Source organism: Pseudomonas protegens (genome assembly GCF_003732485.1).
Lineage (GTDB): Bacteria > Pseudomonadota > Gammaproteobacteria > Pseudomonadales > Pseudomonadaceae > Aquipseudomonas > Aquipseudomonas protegens_B.
In genome coordinates this window covers 135,507-151,842 of record NZ_MOAK01000087.1, presented here as the reverse complement: position 1 = coordinate 151,842, position 16,336 = coordinate 135,507, and the positions used below count along the sequence as shown (strand labels likewise).

Sequence of the window (16,336 nt, the reverse complement as noted above, 5' to 3'; positions counted from 1 at the left end):
CTGCTTGAGCTTGCGCCGCAGTTTCCATTTCAGGTGCGGGTCGATCACCGTCAGTGGTTCGTCGAAAAGGATCGCCGACACGTCGTCGCGTACCAGCCCACGGCCCATGGAAACCTTCTGCTTCTCGTCGGCGCTGAGGTTGCGCGCCTTCTTGTTCAGCAGGGCCTGCAAATCCAGGACTTCGGCAATCTCCTGCACCTTGCTGTGAATCTTCGCTTCGGCCATGCCCTGGTTACGCAAGGGAAAGGCCAGGTTGTCGAACACTGTCATGGTGTCGTAGACCACCGGAAACTGAAAAACCTGGGCGATGTTGCGCTTCTCCGGGGTCAGGTCATTGACCACTCGAGTGTCGAACAACACCTGGCCTTGCGACGGGCTGAGCAGCCCGGAGATGATATTGAGCAGGGTCGACTTGCCGCAGCCAGACGGTCCGAGCAAGGCATAGGCGCCGCCCTGCTCCCACACATGGTTCATCTCGCGGATCGCATAATCCTCGGCCGCGGCCGGGTGACGGCTGTAGCTGTGGGCGAGGTTCTGCAAACGGATTTCGGCCATCAGGCGACCCTCGCGACACGCCGTCCCGGGGCCTGGACCAAGTAGCCCCGGGCATCGAAGACAAACAGTTTGTGGGTGGGGATGTAGATGCGGATCGACGCGTCGACGTCATACTCGTGGACGCCAGGCAGGTGCAGCACTAGCAGGAAGTGCTCGTTACGCACGTGCAGGAAGGTTTCCGAACCGCTGATTTCCGCCACCTCGACGGTCACCGCCAGCTCCAGGTCGTCGTCGTTGCTGGGCACCAGCGAGATATGGCTTGGGCGCACACCGAAGCGGAACTCACCCTCGCCGATCGGCCGCAGGTCCACGTTGAGCGGGAAGTGCACGAAATTGGCGAAGCTCACTTCATTGCCGGCAATGCGCCCGGGCATCAGGTTGATCGGCGGCTCGGAAAACAGCTCGGCTGCCAGCATGGTCTGCGGCTGGTGATAGACCTCGGCGCTCTTGCCGCTCTGCACCACGCGGCCCTCATGAAGGATGGTGGTGGTGCCGCCCAGGGCCAGGGCTTCATTGGGTTCGGTAGTGGCGTAGACGGCGATGGTGTGACGCGCCTCGAACAGCTCGCGCATCTCCTGGCGCAGCTCTTCACGCAGCTTGTAGTCGAGGTTGACCAGGGGCTCGTCGAACAGGATCAGCTCGGCGTCCTTGACCAAGGCCCGGGCCATGGCCGTGCGTTGCTGCTGGCCGCCGGACAGTTCCAGCGGATGACGTTGGAGGAATTTCTCGATACGCAGCATCTGCGCGGTTTCCAGCACCTTGCCCTGGATCAGCTCGGTCGACATCCCGGCCTGGCGCAGTGGCGAGGCGATGTTCTCGAACACGGTCATGGTCGGGTAGTTGATGAACTGCTGATAGACCATGGACACATTGCGCAGGCGCACCGGGCGCTGGGTAACGTCCACCCCGTTCATCAGGATGCGCCCGCTGTCGGGCTTGTCCAGGCCGGCCATCAGCCGCATCAGGCTGGTCTTGCCGGACAGAGTGCGCCCCAGCAGGACATTGAAGGATCCGGGTTCAAAACGCAGCGACGCATCATCGATCCAGGTCTGGCCCTCGACGACGCGACTGACGTGCTCCAGCGTTAATGACATGGCTCGGCCTTTTTATTATTGGAGTCAAGCGACCGGGACAGCAGAGCGAGTTTCGTGCCAGTTCCCATGCTCCCTGCCAAACCATTGATGTGCTGCGAATTAGGCGAAAATCGCCCACGAGCAATTTTCAGTGCTGAACACAAATGAACAGTTTCAACTGAACAACTGAACAACCGCTCGGTTGACAATGAACAATTGTGAACAACACTCAATGGACGCTTTGGCACCGCCCTCCTTGCCGGCGTAGGCCCCATAACAACAACAAAAAAGCGTTTCAGAGGCTGACTGCCATGAGCTCCCCCGCCCCGAATCTGCCCCACGACACCATCATCAAGGACTCCTGGAACCGCTGCCGGGCATTCGGCCTCGAGCATCAGAGCGCCCCGGCCTTCGACCCGTTGCCGGCCCAGGGTATCGCCCAGTTGCTGGACAGCCAGCAATCTCTGGTACACACCACCCACCAGGAAGTGCTGCCCTATTACGAGAACATCCTCAGCAACTCCAACTGCCTGATCATGCTCGCCGACCACCAGGGCCAGGTGCTGACGTCCTGGGGCACCCAGCGCTTTATCGACCCGGCCCTGAGTCGCGGTTTCAAGGCTGGGGCCAACTGGCAGGAGCAGTGCACCGGCACCAACGCCATCGGCACCGCCCTGGCCTGTGCCCAAGCGGTGCACATCGAGCACGATGAACATTTCCTCAAGGCCAACCGCTTCATGACCGGTTCGGCGGCACCGATCTTCGACGCCGAGCGCAAGCTGATCGCCGTGCTGGATGTGTCCAGCGACAGTTACCTGCCGCCCTCCCACACCCTGGGCATGGTCAAGATGATGAGCCAGACGGTGGAGAACCGGCTGATCCTCAACCTGTTCCAGGGGCGGTATTTCCAAATGACCTTCAACACCGGCCTGAACAACCTGGACAGCCAATGGGCCGGCCTGCTGATTTTCGATGACAGTGGCCAGGTACTCTCGGCCAACCGCCGTGCCGACAATCTGCTGGGCCTCAGCCTGTCCCGGGGCGGCATCGAACAGCTGTTCCAGGTCTCGCTGCCGGAACTGCTCAACCAGCCCGAGGGTTTGCCTTTTGCCCTACAGGCCTGCGGGCGCAATCGTTTCCACTGCCTGCTCAAGCGACCGTTGCTGGCGTCGCCCCAGGCGAGGGTATCGGCCGCAACCGCCAGCCCGACGCCCGCGCCCGGCCACCAAGCCATCAGCCTCGGCAGCCTGCATTTTGGCGACAGCCGGGTGGAAAAGGCCGTGCGCCAGGCTGAACGGCTGCTGGAAAAAGACATTCCGCTGCTGATCCACGGCGAAACCGGGGTCGGCAAGGAGATCTTCGTCACCGCCCTGCACCAGTCCAGCTCGCGCAGTAAACGGCCGCTGATTGCAGTGAACTGTGCGGCGATCCCTGCCGAGCTGGTGGAGTCGGAACTGTTCGGCTATGAAAAAGGTGCCTTCACCGGTGCCAATCAGAAAGGCAGCATCGGCCTGATCCGCAGCGCCGACCAAGGTACGCTGTTCCTCGACGAGATTGGCGATATGCCCCTGCCGACCCAGGCGCGGCTGCTGCGAGTGCTGCAAGAGCGCTGCGTACAACCGGTGGGCAGCAGCGAACTGTTCCCGGTGGACCTGCGCATCATCTCCGCCACCAACCGCGCCCTGCGCGAACAGGTGCAACTGGGGCGTTTCAGGGAAGACCTGTACTACCGCATCGGCGGCCTGACCCTGGAACTGCCGCCCTTGCGCGAACGCAGCGACAAGCAGGCACTGTTCAAACGGATCTGGGAGCAGCACCGTGAGCCCAGCCAATGGGCAGGCTTGAGCCGCGATGTGCTGGAGCTTTTCGAACGCCACCCCTGGCCCGGCAACCTGCGCCAGGTCAGCAGCGTGATCCAGGTGGCCCTGGCCATGGCCGAGGACCAGCCGGTACGGACCGAACATCTGCCGGATGATTTTTTTGTCGATCTGGAGATGCCCCCCATCGCCACCCCGCTCCCCGCCAGCCGCATGGACCTGGACGACATGGCCGATCTGCAGCGCCAACTGCAGGCCGTGGGCGGCAACATCTCCCATCTGGCGCGGCGCCTGGGCGTCAGCCGCAACACCCTCTACAAGCGGCTGCGGCAAGTGGACAACTGATGCACCCAAGCCCCGTAATCCGTGGTAAAAACTGGCTTGCCAGCGATGGCGTCAACCAGCCTTGGGCCCTATTGACAGACCCCATCGCCGGCAAGTGGGCAAACAAAAACCCGCACGGGGCGGGTTTTGTTTTTTGCCGTGGCTGCGGTTAGTCAGCCAGACGCCAGGTAGTACCGCCCTTACCGTCTTCCAGGATCACGCCCATGGCGGTGATCTGATCGCGAATACGGTCGGATTCCGCCCAGTTCTTGTCGGCACGGGCTTGCAGGCGAGCCTGGATCAACGCTTCGACCTCGGCGCCATCGACCCGGCCTTCGGCACCGGCCTGCAGGAAGTCATCGGCCTCGAGCTGCAAAACGCCCAGCACGCTGGCCAGTTCCTTCAGGCGCGCCGCCAGACCGGCGGCGGCATTCAGGTCGCTGTCACGCAGGCGGTTGATCTCGCGCACCATCTCGAACAGCACTGCGCAGGCTTCGGGCGTACCGAAGTCGTCGTTCATCACCTGGGTGAAACGTTCGACAAAGGCTTCGCCGCCGGCCGGTGCCACGTTCGGCAGGCCTTTCAACGCATGGTAGAAACGCTCCAGCGCGCCCTTGGCGTCCTTGAGGTTGTCTTCCGAGTAGTTGATGGCGCTGCGGTAGTGGCTGGCCACCAGCAGGTAACGCACCACTTCCGGATGGTACTTGTCGAGGACATCGCGAATGGTGAAGAAGTTGTTCAGGGACTTGGACATCTTCTCGCCATTGATGCGGATCATGCCGCAGTGCATCCAGGCGTTGGCGTAGGTCTTGCCGGTAGCGGCCTCGCTTTGAGCGATCTCGTTCTCGTGGTGCGGGAACTCCAGATCGCTGCCACCACCATGAATGTCGAAGGTCTCGCCCAGGCAGCAGGTGGACATCACCGAGCACTCGATGTGCCAGCCCGGACGCCCGGCGCCCCACGGCGACTCCCAGCTCGGCTCGCCCGGCTTGGCGGCTTTCCACAGCACGAAGTCCAGCGGGTCCTGCTTCGACTCGTCGACTTCGATCCGCGCACCGATGCGCAGGTCTTCGATCTTCTTGCGCGACAGCTTGCCGTAGCCCATGAACTTGCCGACGCGGTAGTACACGTCGCCATTGCCCGGAGCATAGGCGTAGCCCTTGTCGATCAGGGTCTGGATCATGGCGTGCATGCCGGCGATATGATCGGTGGCACGCGGCTCCATGTCCGGCTTCTTGATGTTCAGCCGGGCTTCGTCCTCATGCATCGCCGCAATCATGCGCTCGGTCAGGGCCTCGAAGGACTCACCGTTTTCGTTGGCACGATTGATGATCTTGTCGTCGATGTCGGTGATGTTGCGCACATAAGTCAGGTCATACCCGCTGAAGCGCAGCCAGCGGGTGATCAGGTCGAACGCCACCATGCTGCGGCCGTGCCCCAGGTGGCAGTAGTCGTACACGGTCATGCCGCACACGTACATGCGCACCTTGTTGCCATCCAGAGGCTTGAAGACTTCTTTGCTCTTGGTGAGCGTGTTGTAGATCGTTAGCACGTTAGTTCCTTGACTGAATCACTGACCCCAGGAGTCGCGCAGGGTCACGGTACGGTTGAATACCGGAGCACCTGGTTTCGAGTCCTTGATATCCGCGCAGAAGTAACCTTCGCGCTCGAACTGGAAACGGTCTTCCGGCTGTGCGTTGCCCAACGAGGGTTCAGCACGACAACCAGTGAGCACTTGCAGGGAGTCAGGGTTGATGTTGTCCAGGAAACTCGCGCTGTCTTCGGCCTTCTCCGGGTTCGGAGAGCGGAACAGGCGATCGTACAGGCGCACTTCGCACTCGACGCTGGCGGCAGCCGGCACCCAGTGAACCACGCCCTTGACCTTGCGGCCTTCAGGGTTCTTGCCCAGGGTGTCCGGATCGTAGGAGCAACGCAGCTCGACGATATTGCCCTCGGCGTCCTTGATCGCCTCAAGGGCACGGATCACGTAGCTGCCACGCAGGCGCACTTCGCCGTTCGGCTCCAGGCGCTTGTAGCCCTTTGGCGGCTCTTCCATGAAGTCGTCACGGTCGATGTAGATTTCACGGGCGAACGGCAGCTGGCGCACGCCGAGTTCTTCTTTCTGCGGATGACGCGGCAGTTCGAGGTTCTCGACCTGGCCTTCCGGGTAGTTGGTGATCACGACTTTCAACGGACGCAGCACGCACATGGCGCGGGGTGCGTTCTGGTCCAGATCCTGGCGGATGCTGAATTCCAGCATGCCGTAGTCGACCACGCCGTCGGAGCGGTTGGTGCCAACCATCTCGCAGAAATTGCGGATCGATGCCGGGGTGTAGCCGCGGCGGCGGAAGCCCGACAGGGTCGACATGCGCGGGTCGTCCCAACCATTCACGTGCTTCTCGTCCACCAGTTGCTTGAGCTTGCGCTTGCTGGTGATGGTGTAGTTCAGGTTCAGACGGCTGAACTCGTACTGGCGCGGGTTGGCCGGCACTGGCAGGTGCTCGAGGAACCATTCGTACAGCGGACGGTGGCTTTCGAACTCCAGGGTGCAGATCGAATGGGTGATGCCTTCAATGGCGTCCGACTGACCGTGGGTGAAGTCGTAGTTGGGGTAGATGCACCACTTGTCACCGGTCTGGTGGTGGTGAGCGTGACGGATGCGATACATGATCGGATCGCGCAGGTTCATGTTCGGCGAGGTCATGTCGATCTTGGCCCGCAGTACCCGTGCACCATCCGGGAACTCACCGGCGCGCATGCGAGCGAACCAGTCCAGGTTCTCTTCTACCGAACGCTCGCGGAACGGGCTGTTCTTGCCCGGCTCGGTGAGGCTGCCACGGTATTCCTTGGCTTGCTCGGGAGTCAGGTCGCAGACATAGGCCTTGCCTGCCTTGATCAGTTCCACGGCCCAGTCGTGCAACTGGTCGAAATACTGCGAGGCGTAGCGCACTTCACCGGACCACTCAAAGCCCAGCCACTTGACGTCGCTTTCGATGGCATCGATGTATTCCTGGTCTTCCTTGGCCGGGTTGGTGTCGTCGAAGCGCAGGTGGGTGACACCACCGAACTCCTGGGCCAGACCGAAGTTCACGCAGATCGACTTGGCGTGACCGATGTGCAGGTAACCGTTGGGCTCCGGAGGGAAGCGGGTCACGATCTGTGTGTGCTTACCCGAGTCCAGGTCCGCCTGGATGATCGGGCGCAGGAAGTTGACCGGTACGGCCGGTCCAGTCTTGGAATTCGAGGTAGGGTCGACAGTGGGCTTGCTCATAGGATCCTTGAACGTACAAGTGCGCGGCCAGGTGCGGCCTGATAAATCAAAACGGATATCATAGCCGATGCTGTCAAGTGCCTGACAGAGCGCAGCTTTAAAACTGCGGCTATTAATGGTGCCCAAGTGAAAAAACAGCCTCGAAATTCGTGGCGGTCACGCTAAACTGCGCTCCTTGGCTGCAGGATGGCCAAATCGGTGCGGACCCCATGCGTGCCCCGCCACCCAGGATTTTCTTGAAACGCTTCTCCTTATAAAGAGTACCGACCATGACCCAAGTCAAACTGACCACCAACCACGGCGAGATCGTGCTGGAATTGAACGCCGAGAAAGCCCCGTTGACCGTGGCCAACTTCGTCGAATACGTGAAAGCCGGTCACTACGAGAACACCGTATTTCACCGCGTCATCGGTAACTTCATGATCCAGGGCGGCGGCTTCGAACCTGGCATGAAAGAAAAGAAAGACAAGCGTCCAAGCATCCAGAACGAAGCGGACAACGGCCTTTCCAACGATAAGTACACCGTCGCCATGGCCCGTACCATGGAGCCGCATTCGGCCTCCGCGCAGTTCTTCATCAACGTCGCCGACAACAGCTTCCTCAACCACAGCGGCAAGACCGTTCAAGGCTGGGGCTACGCGGTATTCGGCAAAGTGATCGCCGGCACTGAAGTGGTCGACAAGATCAAGGGCGTGGCCACCACCATGAAGTCCGGCCACCAGGACGTACCCGCAGAAGACGTGATCATCGAGAAAGCCGAGATCATTGAGTGATACTGCTGATTTCAGATTTGCATCTGGAAGAGGAACGCCCGGACATTACCCGGGCGTTTCTGGATTTACTCGGTGGACGCGCCCGCGCCGCCGAGGCGCTGTACATCCTCGGGGACTTCTTCGAGGTATGGATCGGCGACGATGCCATGACCCCCTACCAGCTTTCCATATGCCAGGCACTGCGCGAGCTCAGCGACAGCGGCACGCAGATCTTCCTGATGCACGGCAATCGCGACTTCATGCTCGGCCAGGCCTTCTGCAAGGCGGCGGGCGCCACCCTGCTCAAGGACCCCAGCGTCGTCGACTTCTACGGCGAGCCGGTATTGCTGATACACGGCGACAGCCTGTGTACCCGTGATGAAGCCTATATGCGCATGCGCCGCAATCTGCGCAATCCGTTGAGCCTGTGGATTCTGCGGCACCTGCCCCTGCGCACCCGGCGCAAGCTGGCGCGCAAGCTGCGCAATGAAAGCCGCGCCCAGACCCGCATGAAAGCCAACGACATCGTCGATGTAACCCCGGACGAAGTGCCGCGGGTGATGCAGGAACATGGCGTGCACACCCTGGTACACGGCCATACCCACCGCCCGGCGATTCACAAGTTGCAGATTGGCGAGCAAGCCGCCAAACGCATCGTGCTGGGGGATTGGGATCGACAGGGCTGGGCATTGCAGGTCGATGAGCAAGGCTTTCAGTTGGCGGCATTCGATTTCGTACCGGCTCAGTTGGCGCTGCCCGGTTCGCCTTGAATTTCGCGTCTTTCGCTGGCAAGCCAGCTCCTACAACGATTCCTCAACCGTAGGAGTCGGCTTGCCGACGAAGAGGGCCTTGGGCCTTGCATTAGCCTTGGGGACGCCTTCGCTGGCAAGCCAGCTCCTACAAGGGGGCTGGTTTGCCGGCGAAGGGCATCAATGCCCCGCAGACGCCGGGCCGGCCTTGGCGGCGAACGGCGGCTTGGCCAGCCACACCAATAGAATCAGACCCATGAACACCCAGCCCAGCAAGGTGAAATAGTCCACCGTCGAGAGCATGTATGCCTGGCTGGTGAGCACTTGATCCAGCTGCGCGTAGGCCTTGGTGCTGGCACCGCCGAGGTTGCTCAGTGCATCCCGGGTGACCGGATCGAAGGTGCTCATGCTTTCGCTCATGTAGGCATGGTGCTGATCCGCCCGGCGTATCCAGATCCAGGTTGTCAGCGACGCCGCAAAGCTGCCCCCCAGGGTCCGCAGAAAAGTCGCCAGGCCCGCGCCGTCGGCGATCTGGTGCGGCGGCAGGTCGGACATCAGGATGCTCAGGGTCGGCATGAAGAACAGCGCCACGCCAATCCCCATGAACAACTGCACCAGGGCGATGTGCTGGAAATCCACCTCATTGGTGAAACCGGCACGCATGAAGCAGCTCAGGCCAATGGCCAGGAACGCCAGGCCAGCCAGTAGGCGCAGGTCGAACTTGTGGGCGTACTTGCCGACAAAGGGCGACATCAGCACCGGCAGGATGCCGATCGGCGCCACCGCCAGACCGGCCCAGGTGGCGGTGTAGCCCATCTGGGTCTGCAACCATTGCGGCAGGATCAGGTTGATCCCGAAGAACCCGGCGTAACCGCCCACCAGCACAATGGTACCGATGCGGAAGTTGCGATGGGCGAACAGCCGCAGGTTGACCACCGGATGACGATCGGTCATCTCCCAGATCACGAACACCGCCAGGGCAATCACCGAGATCAGCGTGCCGACGATGATGAAGTTGGACTCGAACCAGTCCAGGTCGTTGCCCTTGTCGAGAACGATCTGCAAGGCACCAACCCCGACAATCAGGCTCAGCAGGCCGATGTAGTCCATCGGCTGGCGACTGGTCACCACCGGCCGCGCTTTCATTTGCTGCTGCACCACCCAGGCGGCAAACAAGCCGATCGGCACATTGATAAAGAAGATCCACGGCCAGCTGTAGCTGTCGGTGATCCAGCCGCCGAGGATCGGCCCGGCAATCGGCGCCACCACCGTGACCATGGCCAGCAGCGCCAGGGCCATGCCCCTCTTCGCGGGCGGGTAGACGGCAATCAGCAGGGTCTGGGTCATGGGGTACAGGGGACCTGCCACCACCCCTTGCAGCACCCGAAAGCCCACCAGTTCCGGCATCGACGTGGAGATGCCGCAGAGAAACGAGGCCACCACGAACAGCAGGGTGGCCCAGATAAACAGCTTCACTTCACCGAAACGCCGGCTCAGCCAGCCGGTCAGCGGCAAGGCAATGGCATTGCTCACCGCGAACGAGGTAATGACCCAGGTGCCCTGCTCCGAACTCACCCCGAGGTTGCCGGAGATGGTCGGCAACGCCACATTGGCGATGGTGGTATCGAGCACCTGCATGAAGGTCGCCAGAGACAGGCCGATGGTACTCAGCAGCAGGCTGGGAGGCGTGAAAGACGCATTATTGCTCATCGCGAATCCTTTGGAACTGGGCTGGCACCCTGGTCTCTAGACGAAACCAGGGTTGACGGATTGGCGAATCAGCGCTGGGCAGTCTTGCCGATGGTCGCGCTGTTGTCGTGGATCAGACGGGCAATCAGGGCATCGGCCTCACCCAACTGACGGTCATAGACGTTGGTGCTGAAGGAAGCCTTTTGCGGTGGTTGCTGGGCCAGTACCGGACCGCTCTGATCTCGCAGGTTGACGTTCACCAGGGTCGACAGGCCCACCCGCAGCGGGTGCTTGGCCAGTTCATCGGCATTGACGTGGATACGCACCGGCACGCGCTGTACGATCTTGATCCAGTTGCCGGTGGCGTTCTGCGCCGGCAACAGGGCAAAGGCACTACCGGTACCGGCGCCGAGGCTATCGATAGTGCCGCTGTACTTCACATCGCTGCCATAGATGTCGGCCTCGATGTCCACCGGCTGGCCAATGCGCATGTCGCGCAGTTGGGTTTCCTTGAAGTTGGCGTCGATCCACAGCTGGTCAAGGGGAATCACCGCCATCAGTGCAGTGCCCGGCTGGACCCGCTGGCCCAGTTGCACGGTGCGCTTGGCCACATAACCGGTCACCGGCGCGATCAGCGTGCTACGGGCATTGGTCAGATAGGCCTGGCGCAGTTGCGCAGCGGAAGCCTGCACATCCGGGTGGTTGGAAACTACGGTGTCGTCCACCAGGGCATTGGTGGTGTTGAGCTGCTGCTGAGCGTTGGCCAGGGCATTTTGCGCCGAGGTCAGGTCATCGCGAGCGTGGGACAGTTCTTCCTGGGAGATCGCGCCGCTGGCCGCGAGGTTCTTGCGGCGATTGAAGTTGTCCTGGGTTTTCTGCACTTCGGCCTTCTGCGCCGCCACCTGGGCCCGCATGCCATCGACGTTGCTGTACAAGCCGCGTACCTGGCGTACGGTGCGGGCCAGATTGGCCTCGGCACTCTGCAGGCCGACCTGGGCATCGTTGGGGTCGAAGTTGATCAGCACCTGGCCTTCATGCACCAGGTCGCCATCATCAGCGCCGATGCTGACCACGGTACCGGTGACCAGCGGGGTGATCTCCACCACGTTGCCGTTGACATAGGCATCGTCGGTGCTTTCATTCCAGCGTCCATAGAGTTCGTGCCAGGCGAACACACCCAGGCCGCCGAGGATGACGATGGCCGTCAGCCCCAGGAGCATGACTTTACGCTTGCGGGAGTTGCCGGTGTCCGGGGTGTTTTCGGTTGCTTGAGTGTCGGCAGTGGCCATGACAAATACCTCGAATTATTTGGTCTGAGGGGCTGGGTTGGCCGAAGCCAGGTTCTGGGCGCCGAAGCCGCCCCCCAACGCCTGCATCAATTGAATCGACAGGTCGATCTGCTGAGCATTCAGCGTGGCCAGCTGGCGCTGGGCCTGCAACAATTGCTGCTCGATGCTCAGCACGTCCAGGTAGTTGCCGATCCCGGAACCGAAACGCTGGACCACGGTGTTGTAGGAGTCTTGAGCGATGTCGGTGGCGTGCTGCTGGGCGACGATCTGCCGTCCGACATCCCGCAGTTGGGAGATGCTGTCGCTGACATCCCCCAGGGCGGACACCAGGGTCTTGTTGTATTGCGCGACTGCCAGGTCGTAATCGGCATCCCGAGCGTCCAGGTCGGCCCGCAACCGCCCACCGTCGAAAATCGGCAGCGAGACGGTCGGCGCGATACTGAAGAAACGACTGGCGGAACCGAACAGCGCATCGCCCAGCAACGCCTCGGTGCCCGCTCGCGCACTGAGGTTGAGGTTGGGATAGAAGCGGGTCTTGCTGGCATCGATGTGCTTGCTCGCCGCTTCCACTCGCCAGCGAGCCGCCACCAGATCCGGCCGGCGCCCCAGCAGTTCAGCGGGCAACGTCGAAGGCAGGGCTACGGCGCTGGCTTGCAGGACCTTGGGCCGGGAGATGTCATCGGCCCGATCCGGACCTTTGCCCAGCAACACGGCCAGGGCGATCTTCGCGCTCTGCAATTGCTTCTCGGCGTCGATCAGGCTGGCCTGGGAGCTGGCCTCCAGGCTTTCGGTCTGCTGGTACTGGTACTGACTGTCGATCCCGGAGTCCAGGCGACGGCGGCTCAGGTCGAGCATCTGCCGGGTACGCTTGAGGTCCTCGCTAGCCAGGTCATAAACGATATGCGCACGCCCCAGGTCGCTGTAGGCACGCGCCACATCGGCGGCCAGGGTCAGGCTCGCTGCCTGGCGATCGACTTCAGCGGCTCGGGCCTGCCCCAGCGCCGCTTCCCAGGCCGCACGCTGGCCACCCCAGAGATCGAAGTTGTAATTGAAGCTGGCGCCAACATTGCGCACCGTGGAATAGGCCCCGCCCTGCCCCAGCGGGTCCTGGTCACGGGCCAGGCGCGAACGGCTGATACCGGCGCTGGCATCCAGGGTCGGCATCCGCTCGGCATCCGCGGCATAGGCCGCAGCACTGGCCTGATGGGCACGGGCACTGGCGATCTGCATGTCCGGGCTGTCCCGCAGGGCTTCCTGGATCAGGCCGTCCAGCTGGGTATCGCCCAGGCTTTTCCACCAGTCGCTTTGTGGCCAGGCGGCCGGCGACAAAGTCACACCGTTGAGAGACTGTCCAGCTGCGAGGCTTTTCGCCTCAAGGCTTACGCCAGAGGTATCCAGGCCACTGTAATTGGCACAACCGGCCAGGCTCATGGCCAACAGCACCAGGCTGAGGCGAGTACGCGAGGTTTTACTGCTCATTTTTCACCTAAACGCAGAATGGTGATCGGGTCACCGGCTGCCAGCAAAATTTTCTTGAGAATCTGTTCCAGGGTGCGCAACTCCTCGGGAGAGATGGCACCCGCCAACTGGTTCATTGCATTGGCACCGATGTAAGGCAGTCGATCGGCGAGCTTCTGCCCCTCTTCGGTCAGCACCAGTTGCACTTGGCGGCGATCACCTTCCGAACGCTTGCGAGCGAGAAAATCCTTCTGTTCCAGGCGATCGAGCATGCGGGTCATCGAACCGCTGTCCAGGGACAGGTGGCGACACAACTCGGCCGGGGTATCGACACCGAACTGGGCCATGATGATCAGCACCTTGAACTGCGCGGCGGTGATGCCGTGGGGTTCCATATGGGTGTCAATGATCCGGTCCTTGAGCAAGGCGGCACGCCCCAGCAGCAGGCCGAGATGGCAATTGTGAAAGTCGTCGGGTTCGAAATGCTTCATCTGACCACCAATTAGCTGCCTAGGCAGAGAGTGTGCGTCGAGATGTTACTGCCTAGGCAGCCAATGTCAACGCAATAATTAGCTTGCTCTTTATTTGCTTGATAAACGGTGCAGCGCCGCCGGTTTGAAACCGGCGGGCGTCTTGTTCAATGGGAGAAAGGTAGTGTGGACAAGAAGGGGGTCATCCCCCCTCTGACGGTGAACCTTAGAAGTCGCGCTTGTAGAAGATGTCCAGGGAGCTGGCAAAACCGCTGGCCGCTTCCAGGTAGACCTTCTTGCTCAGTTTGTAGCGCAAGGCAATGGTGCTGGCAGGTTCGAACACCCCGACGCCATAACGCAGGCTGAGCTTCTCGGAGATATTGCCGCTGGCCACCACGCTGGTGCTGTTGCCGCTGCCCTGGGTATCGAGCTGGAAGTCCTGGATGCCCAGGTTCTTGGCAATGCCGCCGGTAAGCTCGGAACTGCCCATCAACCCCAGGCCCAGGGCGGCCTGGGCCAGCATGTTGTTGTCTTCACCGGTGGAACTCAGCGGCCGCCCCAGCACCAGATAGGACAACGCCTGTTCCTGGCTCATGGCCGGTTCGGAGAAGATCTGCGTCGCCGGTTGCTCGGCGCTGCCACTCAGGCGGATACCGGCAATCACGTCGTCGGTCTGGCGCACCGCCTCGATATCCAGGTACGGCTGGTCGATGGGGCCGGCAAACAGCAACCGCGCACGACGCACCGTCAGGCGCTGGCCATAGGCTCGGTAACGACCGTCGTTGAGCCACAACTCGCCACGGGTATCCATGTTGTCGCCAATGTGCACATGCCCCTGCAGGTTGGCGGTGAGGCCGAACCCGGCAAAGCTGAGCTTGTCCTGGCCCACTTCCACATCGATGTTCATTGCCATGGCCATGGGCTTCTTGCCCTCGTCGGTCTGCTGGCCGACGATGACCGCGTCATCGGAAACCTTGACCGTCGACGGCGGCAGTTCACGTACGGTGATCTGCCCTTTGGGGATCAGCACCTTGCCGTCGATTGCCAGCTTGTCGTCCTGCAGCGAGATCTTCAGGTCCGGCGCCACTTCCAACGCCGCATAGGGCTCGACAGTGACGGGCAACTGCGCGCCCTTGAGGCTCAGGTCCACCGCCAAGGCGCGCGCCCAGGCGATATTGCCATTGAGGCTGCCCTGCCCTGCCTTGCCACTTTTCCAGCCACCGTTGAGTTGCACGCTCTCGCCCATGATCTGCGCGCTCAACTGCAAGTCTTCAAGGCTGATGGGCAGCTCGGAACCGGAGACCTGACCGCCACTGAGTTGCAGATTGCCGTTGACCTGGGGCGCCAGCAGCCCGCCAGACAAGCGGCCACTGCCGTTCAGATTGCCACTGAGTTTCTCCACCATGGGCACAAACGGCCGTGCCACGGACAGATCCAGACCACTGAGGCGGAACTCCCCGGACAACGGTTTGCTCTTGGGCAACGGATTGATCTGTGCCTGAACCATCAGCTCTCCCAGCTTGCCGCCGTTGAACTGCAGCTGAGTATCGATGCGTCGCGGGTTGAGGCGGGTATCGAGCTTCAACGCCTGATAGGGGAAGTCCAGCCACTGCCCCTTGTCCTTGACCCGCAAGGTGCCACCACTGGCATCCAGCAGGATCTGGCCTTTGGGACCACTGGCCGGCAGGTCCAACTGCACCTCGGCATTGAGTATGCCCTTCCAGGCGAAATCCTTGGGCAGCCATTGCGCCAGGCTGTCGATGGGGAAACGCTTGAGGTGGTAACGCAGCTTCGGATCGGGCATCAATCGCTGGTCTTCGCCGCACAGGCTGGCATCCCCGCTGGTCCAGCAATGGGTGCCAAAGTTGAGGGTGCCATTGGCCAGCCGCTCCAGCTTCGCTGGGCTCTGCAGCTTCCAGTCCTGGCCGCCGGTCTGTACATCGCCACTGGCCAGGCGCCCCCGCCAGTTGCCCTGATCCAGCGCGCCGTCCAGCCCCAGGGCCAGTTTCAACAGCGGGCCTTGCAGGTCCAATTGCAGTTTCTGTTTCTTGATATCGCCCTGGCCGGCCAGGGTCAGGGTGCCAAGCTGGGTGTCTCCCGCCTGAATCCCACTGCCCTTGAGTTCCACCTGAGCCTGTTGTGCACTGTCGAGAGTGGCTTCCAGCTTGAGGCTTTGCAGACGGTTGTCGGCAAAGGCCAGTTGCTGCCCCGAGAGGTCCGCCTTGCCCTGTGGCGCCTTGAGCGTGCCTGCCAGATCTACCCGGCCATTGAGTTGCCCGCGCAACTGCGGCCAGAGCTGGCCCAGACGCGGCAGTTTGATGTCCAGCTGGCCGACGATTTTCTGCTGCAGGCTACCGGAGCCATTGATGCGGTTGTCCCCCAGGCGGATATCCAGGGCACTGAGGTTCCACTGCTCCCCTGCTCCGTCGGCCTTGGCCAGCAGCACGGCCGGCTGCCCCCGCAGGCGCCCCTTGAGGTCGAGGTCGGCCGAGACCTTGAGCTGTTCGTTCTTTATTTCCCCCTGGCTGCGCAAAGGGCCGGCCAGGGTGCCGGGCAACTCGGCCAGCCAATAGGCCGGGTTGATGGCCGACAACTCCAGGGCCGTATCCCAGGCCACACCGTCGGCAAACTGCAGGTTCAGGTGCCCCTGGGCCTTGCCTTGTCCGGCCGTGAGCTGGAGTTGCGGCAGGAAGATCTTGCTCAAGTCGCCGCTGAATGGACTGCTCAGGCTGAAGGCGCCTGCCGGGCCATCCAGGTCACCCTTGAAATTGCCCAGGTAGTTGCCATCCCGATAGGCCACTTCTGCATTGAAGCTGCGCAGCGCCACGGCCGGTTCTTCGACCAATGGGTAAAGGCGATGCCAGGGAAAATCCAGCCAGGCAAGCTTGG

The 16,336-nt window shown here is 61.8% G+C and carries 12 protein-coding genes; 3 read left to right on the top strand and 9 right to left on the bottom strand.

The features are described 5' to 3' along the window. Positions 1-555: ABC transporter ATP-binding protein (locus BLX41_RS36825; RefSeq protein WP_259745416.1), on the bottom strand; the 555-nt coding region annotated here is incomplete at its 3' end. Beyond that, the gene (locus BLX41_RS30790) at positions 555-1,649 is read right to left on the bottom strand and encodes an ABC transporter ATP-binding protein (protein ID WP_123727925.1); all 1,095 of its coding nucleotides are present in this window, start codon (positions 1,647-1,649) and stop codon (positions 555-557) included. The genes BLX41_RS36825 and BLX41_RS30790, both read right to left, overlap by 1 nt. 290 nt (positions 1,650-1,939) lie before the next feature. On the opposite strand from BLX41_RS30790, the gene BLX41_RS30785 reads away from it, so the two are divergent. Continuing rightward, positions 1,940-3,790, top strand: a complete 1,851-nt coding sequence (locus BLX41_RS30785) for a sigma-54-dependent Fis family transcriptional regulator (protein ID WP_123727924.1) — start codon at positions 1,940-1,942, stop codon at positions 3,788-3,790. A gap of 148 nt (positions 3,791-3,938) precedes the next feature. Here the strand turns inward: BLX41_RS30785 and cysS are convergent, their stop codons facing one another. Together cysS and BLX41_RS30775 are read right to left on the bottom strand one after the other, a co-directional pair. Beyond that, the gene (cysS, locus tag BLX41_RS30780) at positions 3,939-5,321 is read right to left on the bottom strand and encodes a cysteine--tRNA ligase (protein WP_123727923.1); all 1,383 of its coding nucleotides are present in this window, start codon (positions 5,319-5,321) and stop codon (positions 3,939-3,941) included. Between the two features lie 18 nt (positions 5,322-5,339). Then, positions 5,340-7,040: a glutamine--tRNA ligase/YqeY domain fusion protein gene (locus BLX41_RS30775; protein ID WP_123727922.1), complete on the bottom strand. Its 1,701-nt coding sequence runs from the start codon at positions 7,038-7,040 to the stop codon at positions 5,340-5,342. 269 nt (positions 7,041-7,309) lie between these two features. On the opposite strand from BLX41_RS30775, the gene BLX41_RS30770 reads away from it, so the two are divergent. Further along, entirely contained in the window at positions 7,310-7,813 is a 504-nt protein-coding gene (locus BLX41_RS30770; RefSeq protein WP_016965727.1) for a peptidylprolyl isomerase, read from the top strand. Continuing rightward, on the top strand, positions 7,810-8,562 hold the full coding sequence (lpxH, locus tag BLX41_RS30765) for a UDP-2,3-diacylglucosamine diphosphatase (RefSeq protein WP_123727921.1): 753 nt from the start codon (positions 7,810-7,812) through the stop codon (positions 8,560-8,562). The genes BLX41_RS30770 and lpxH overlap by 4 nt, the downstream gene beginning before the upstream one ends. Before the next feature lie 159 nt (positions 8,563-8,721). On the opposite strand, the gene BLX41_RS30760 is transcribed toward lpxH, so the two are convergent. The 5 genes from BLX41_RS30760 to BLX41_RS30740 all read right to left on the bottom strand — a co-directional run. Then, a complete protein-coding gene (locus BLX41_RS30760; RefSeq protein ID WP_123727920.1) occupies positions 8,722-10,251 on the bottom strand; it encodes a DHA2 family efflux MFS transporter permease subunit in 1,530 nt (509 codons plus the stop codon). Between the two features lie 68 nt (positions 10,252-10,319). After that, positions 10,320-11,519, bottom strand: a complete 1,200-nt coding sequence (locus BLX41_RS30755) for an HlyD/EmrA/EmrK family protein (protein ID WP_123727919.1) — start codon at positions 11,517-11,519, stop codon at positions 10,320-10,322. Between the two features lie 15 nt (positions 11,520-11,534). Further along, on the bottom strand, positions 11,535-12,998 hold the full coding sequence (locus tag BLX41_RS30750; protein ID WP_123727918.1) for an efflux transporter outer membrane subunit: 1,464 nt from the start codon (positions 12,996-12,998) through the stop codon (positions 11,535-11,537). Further along, positions 12,995-13,468 carry a MarR family winged helix-turn-helix transcriptional regulator gene (locus tag BLX41_RS30745; protein WP_123727917.1) on the bottom strand — a complete coding sequence of 158 codons (474 nt, stop codon included), beginning with the start codon at positions 13,466-13,468 and terminating at the stop codon, positions 12,995-12,997. Before BLX41_RS30745 ends, BLX41_RS30750 begins: the two co-directional genes overlap by 4 nt. Positions 13,469-13,673: 205 nt before the next feature. Then, positions 13,674-16,336, bottom strand: a 2,663-nt coding sequence (locus BLX41_RS30740) for a translocation/assembly module TamB domain-containing protein (RefSeq protein WP_259745414.1), incomplete at its 5' end; no start/stop codon positions are given.

Bases quoted from the DNA above. Each gene is read 5' to 3' on its own strand.
- BLX41_RS30790 (WP_123727925.1), bottom strand. From the start codon at position 1,649: ATGTCATTAACGCTGGAGCACGTCAGTCGCGTCGTCGAGGGCCAGACC.
- BLX41_RS30785 (WP_123727924.1), top strand. From the start codon at position 1,940: ATGAGCTCCCCCGCCCCGAATCTGCCCCACGACACCATCATCAAGGAC.
- BLX41_RS30775 (WP_123727922.1), bottom strand. From the start codon at position 7,040: ATGAGCAAGCCCACTGTCGACCCTACCTCGAATTCCAAGACTGGACCG.
- BLX41_RS30770 (WP_016965727.1), top strand. From the start codon at position 7,310: ATGACCCAAGTCAAACTGACCACCAACCACGGCGAGATCGTGCTGGAA.
- BLX41_RS30760 (WP_123727920.1), bottom strand. From the start codon at position 10,251: ATGAGCAATAATGCGTCTTTCACGCCTCCCAGCCTGCTGCTGAGTACC.
- BLX41_RS30755 (WP_123727919.1), bottom strand. From the start codon at position 11,519: ATGGCCACTGCCGACACTCAAGCAACCGAAAACACCCCGGACACCGGC.
- BLX41_RS30750 (WP_123727918.1), bottom strand. From the start codon at position 12,998: ATGAGCAGTAAAACCTCGCGTACTCGCCTCAGCCTGGTGCTGTTGGCC.
- BLX41_RS30745 (WP_123727917.1), bottom strand. From the start codon at position 13,468: ATGAAGCATTTCGAACCCGACGACTTTCACAATTGCCATCTCGGCCTG.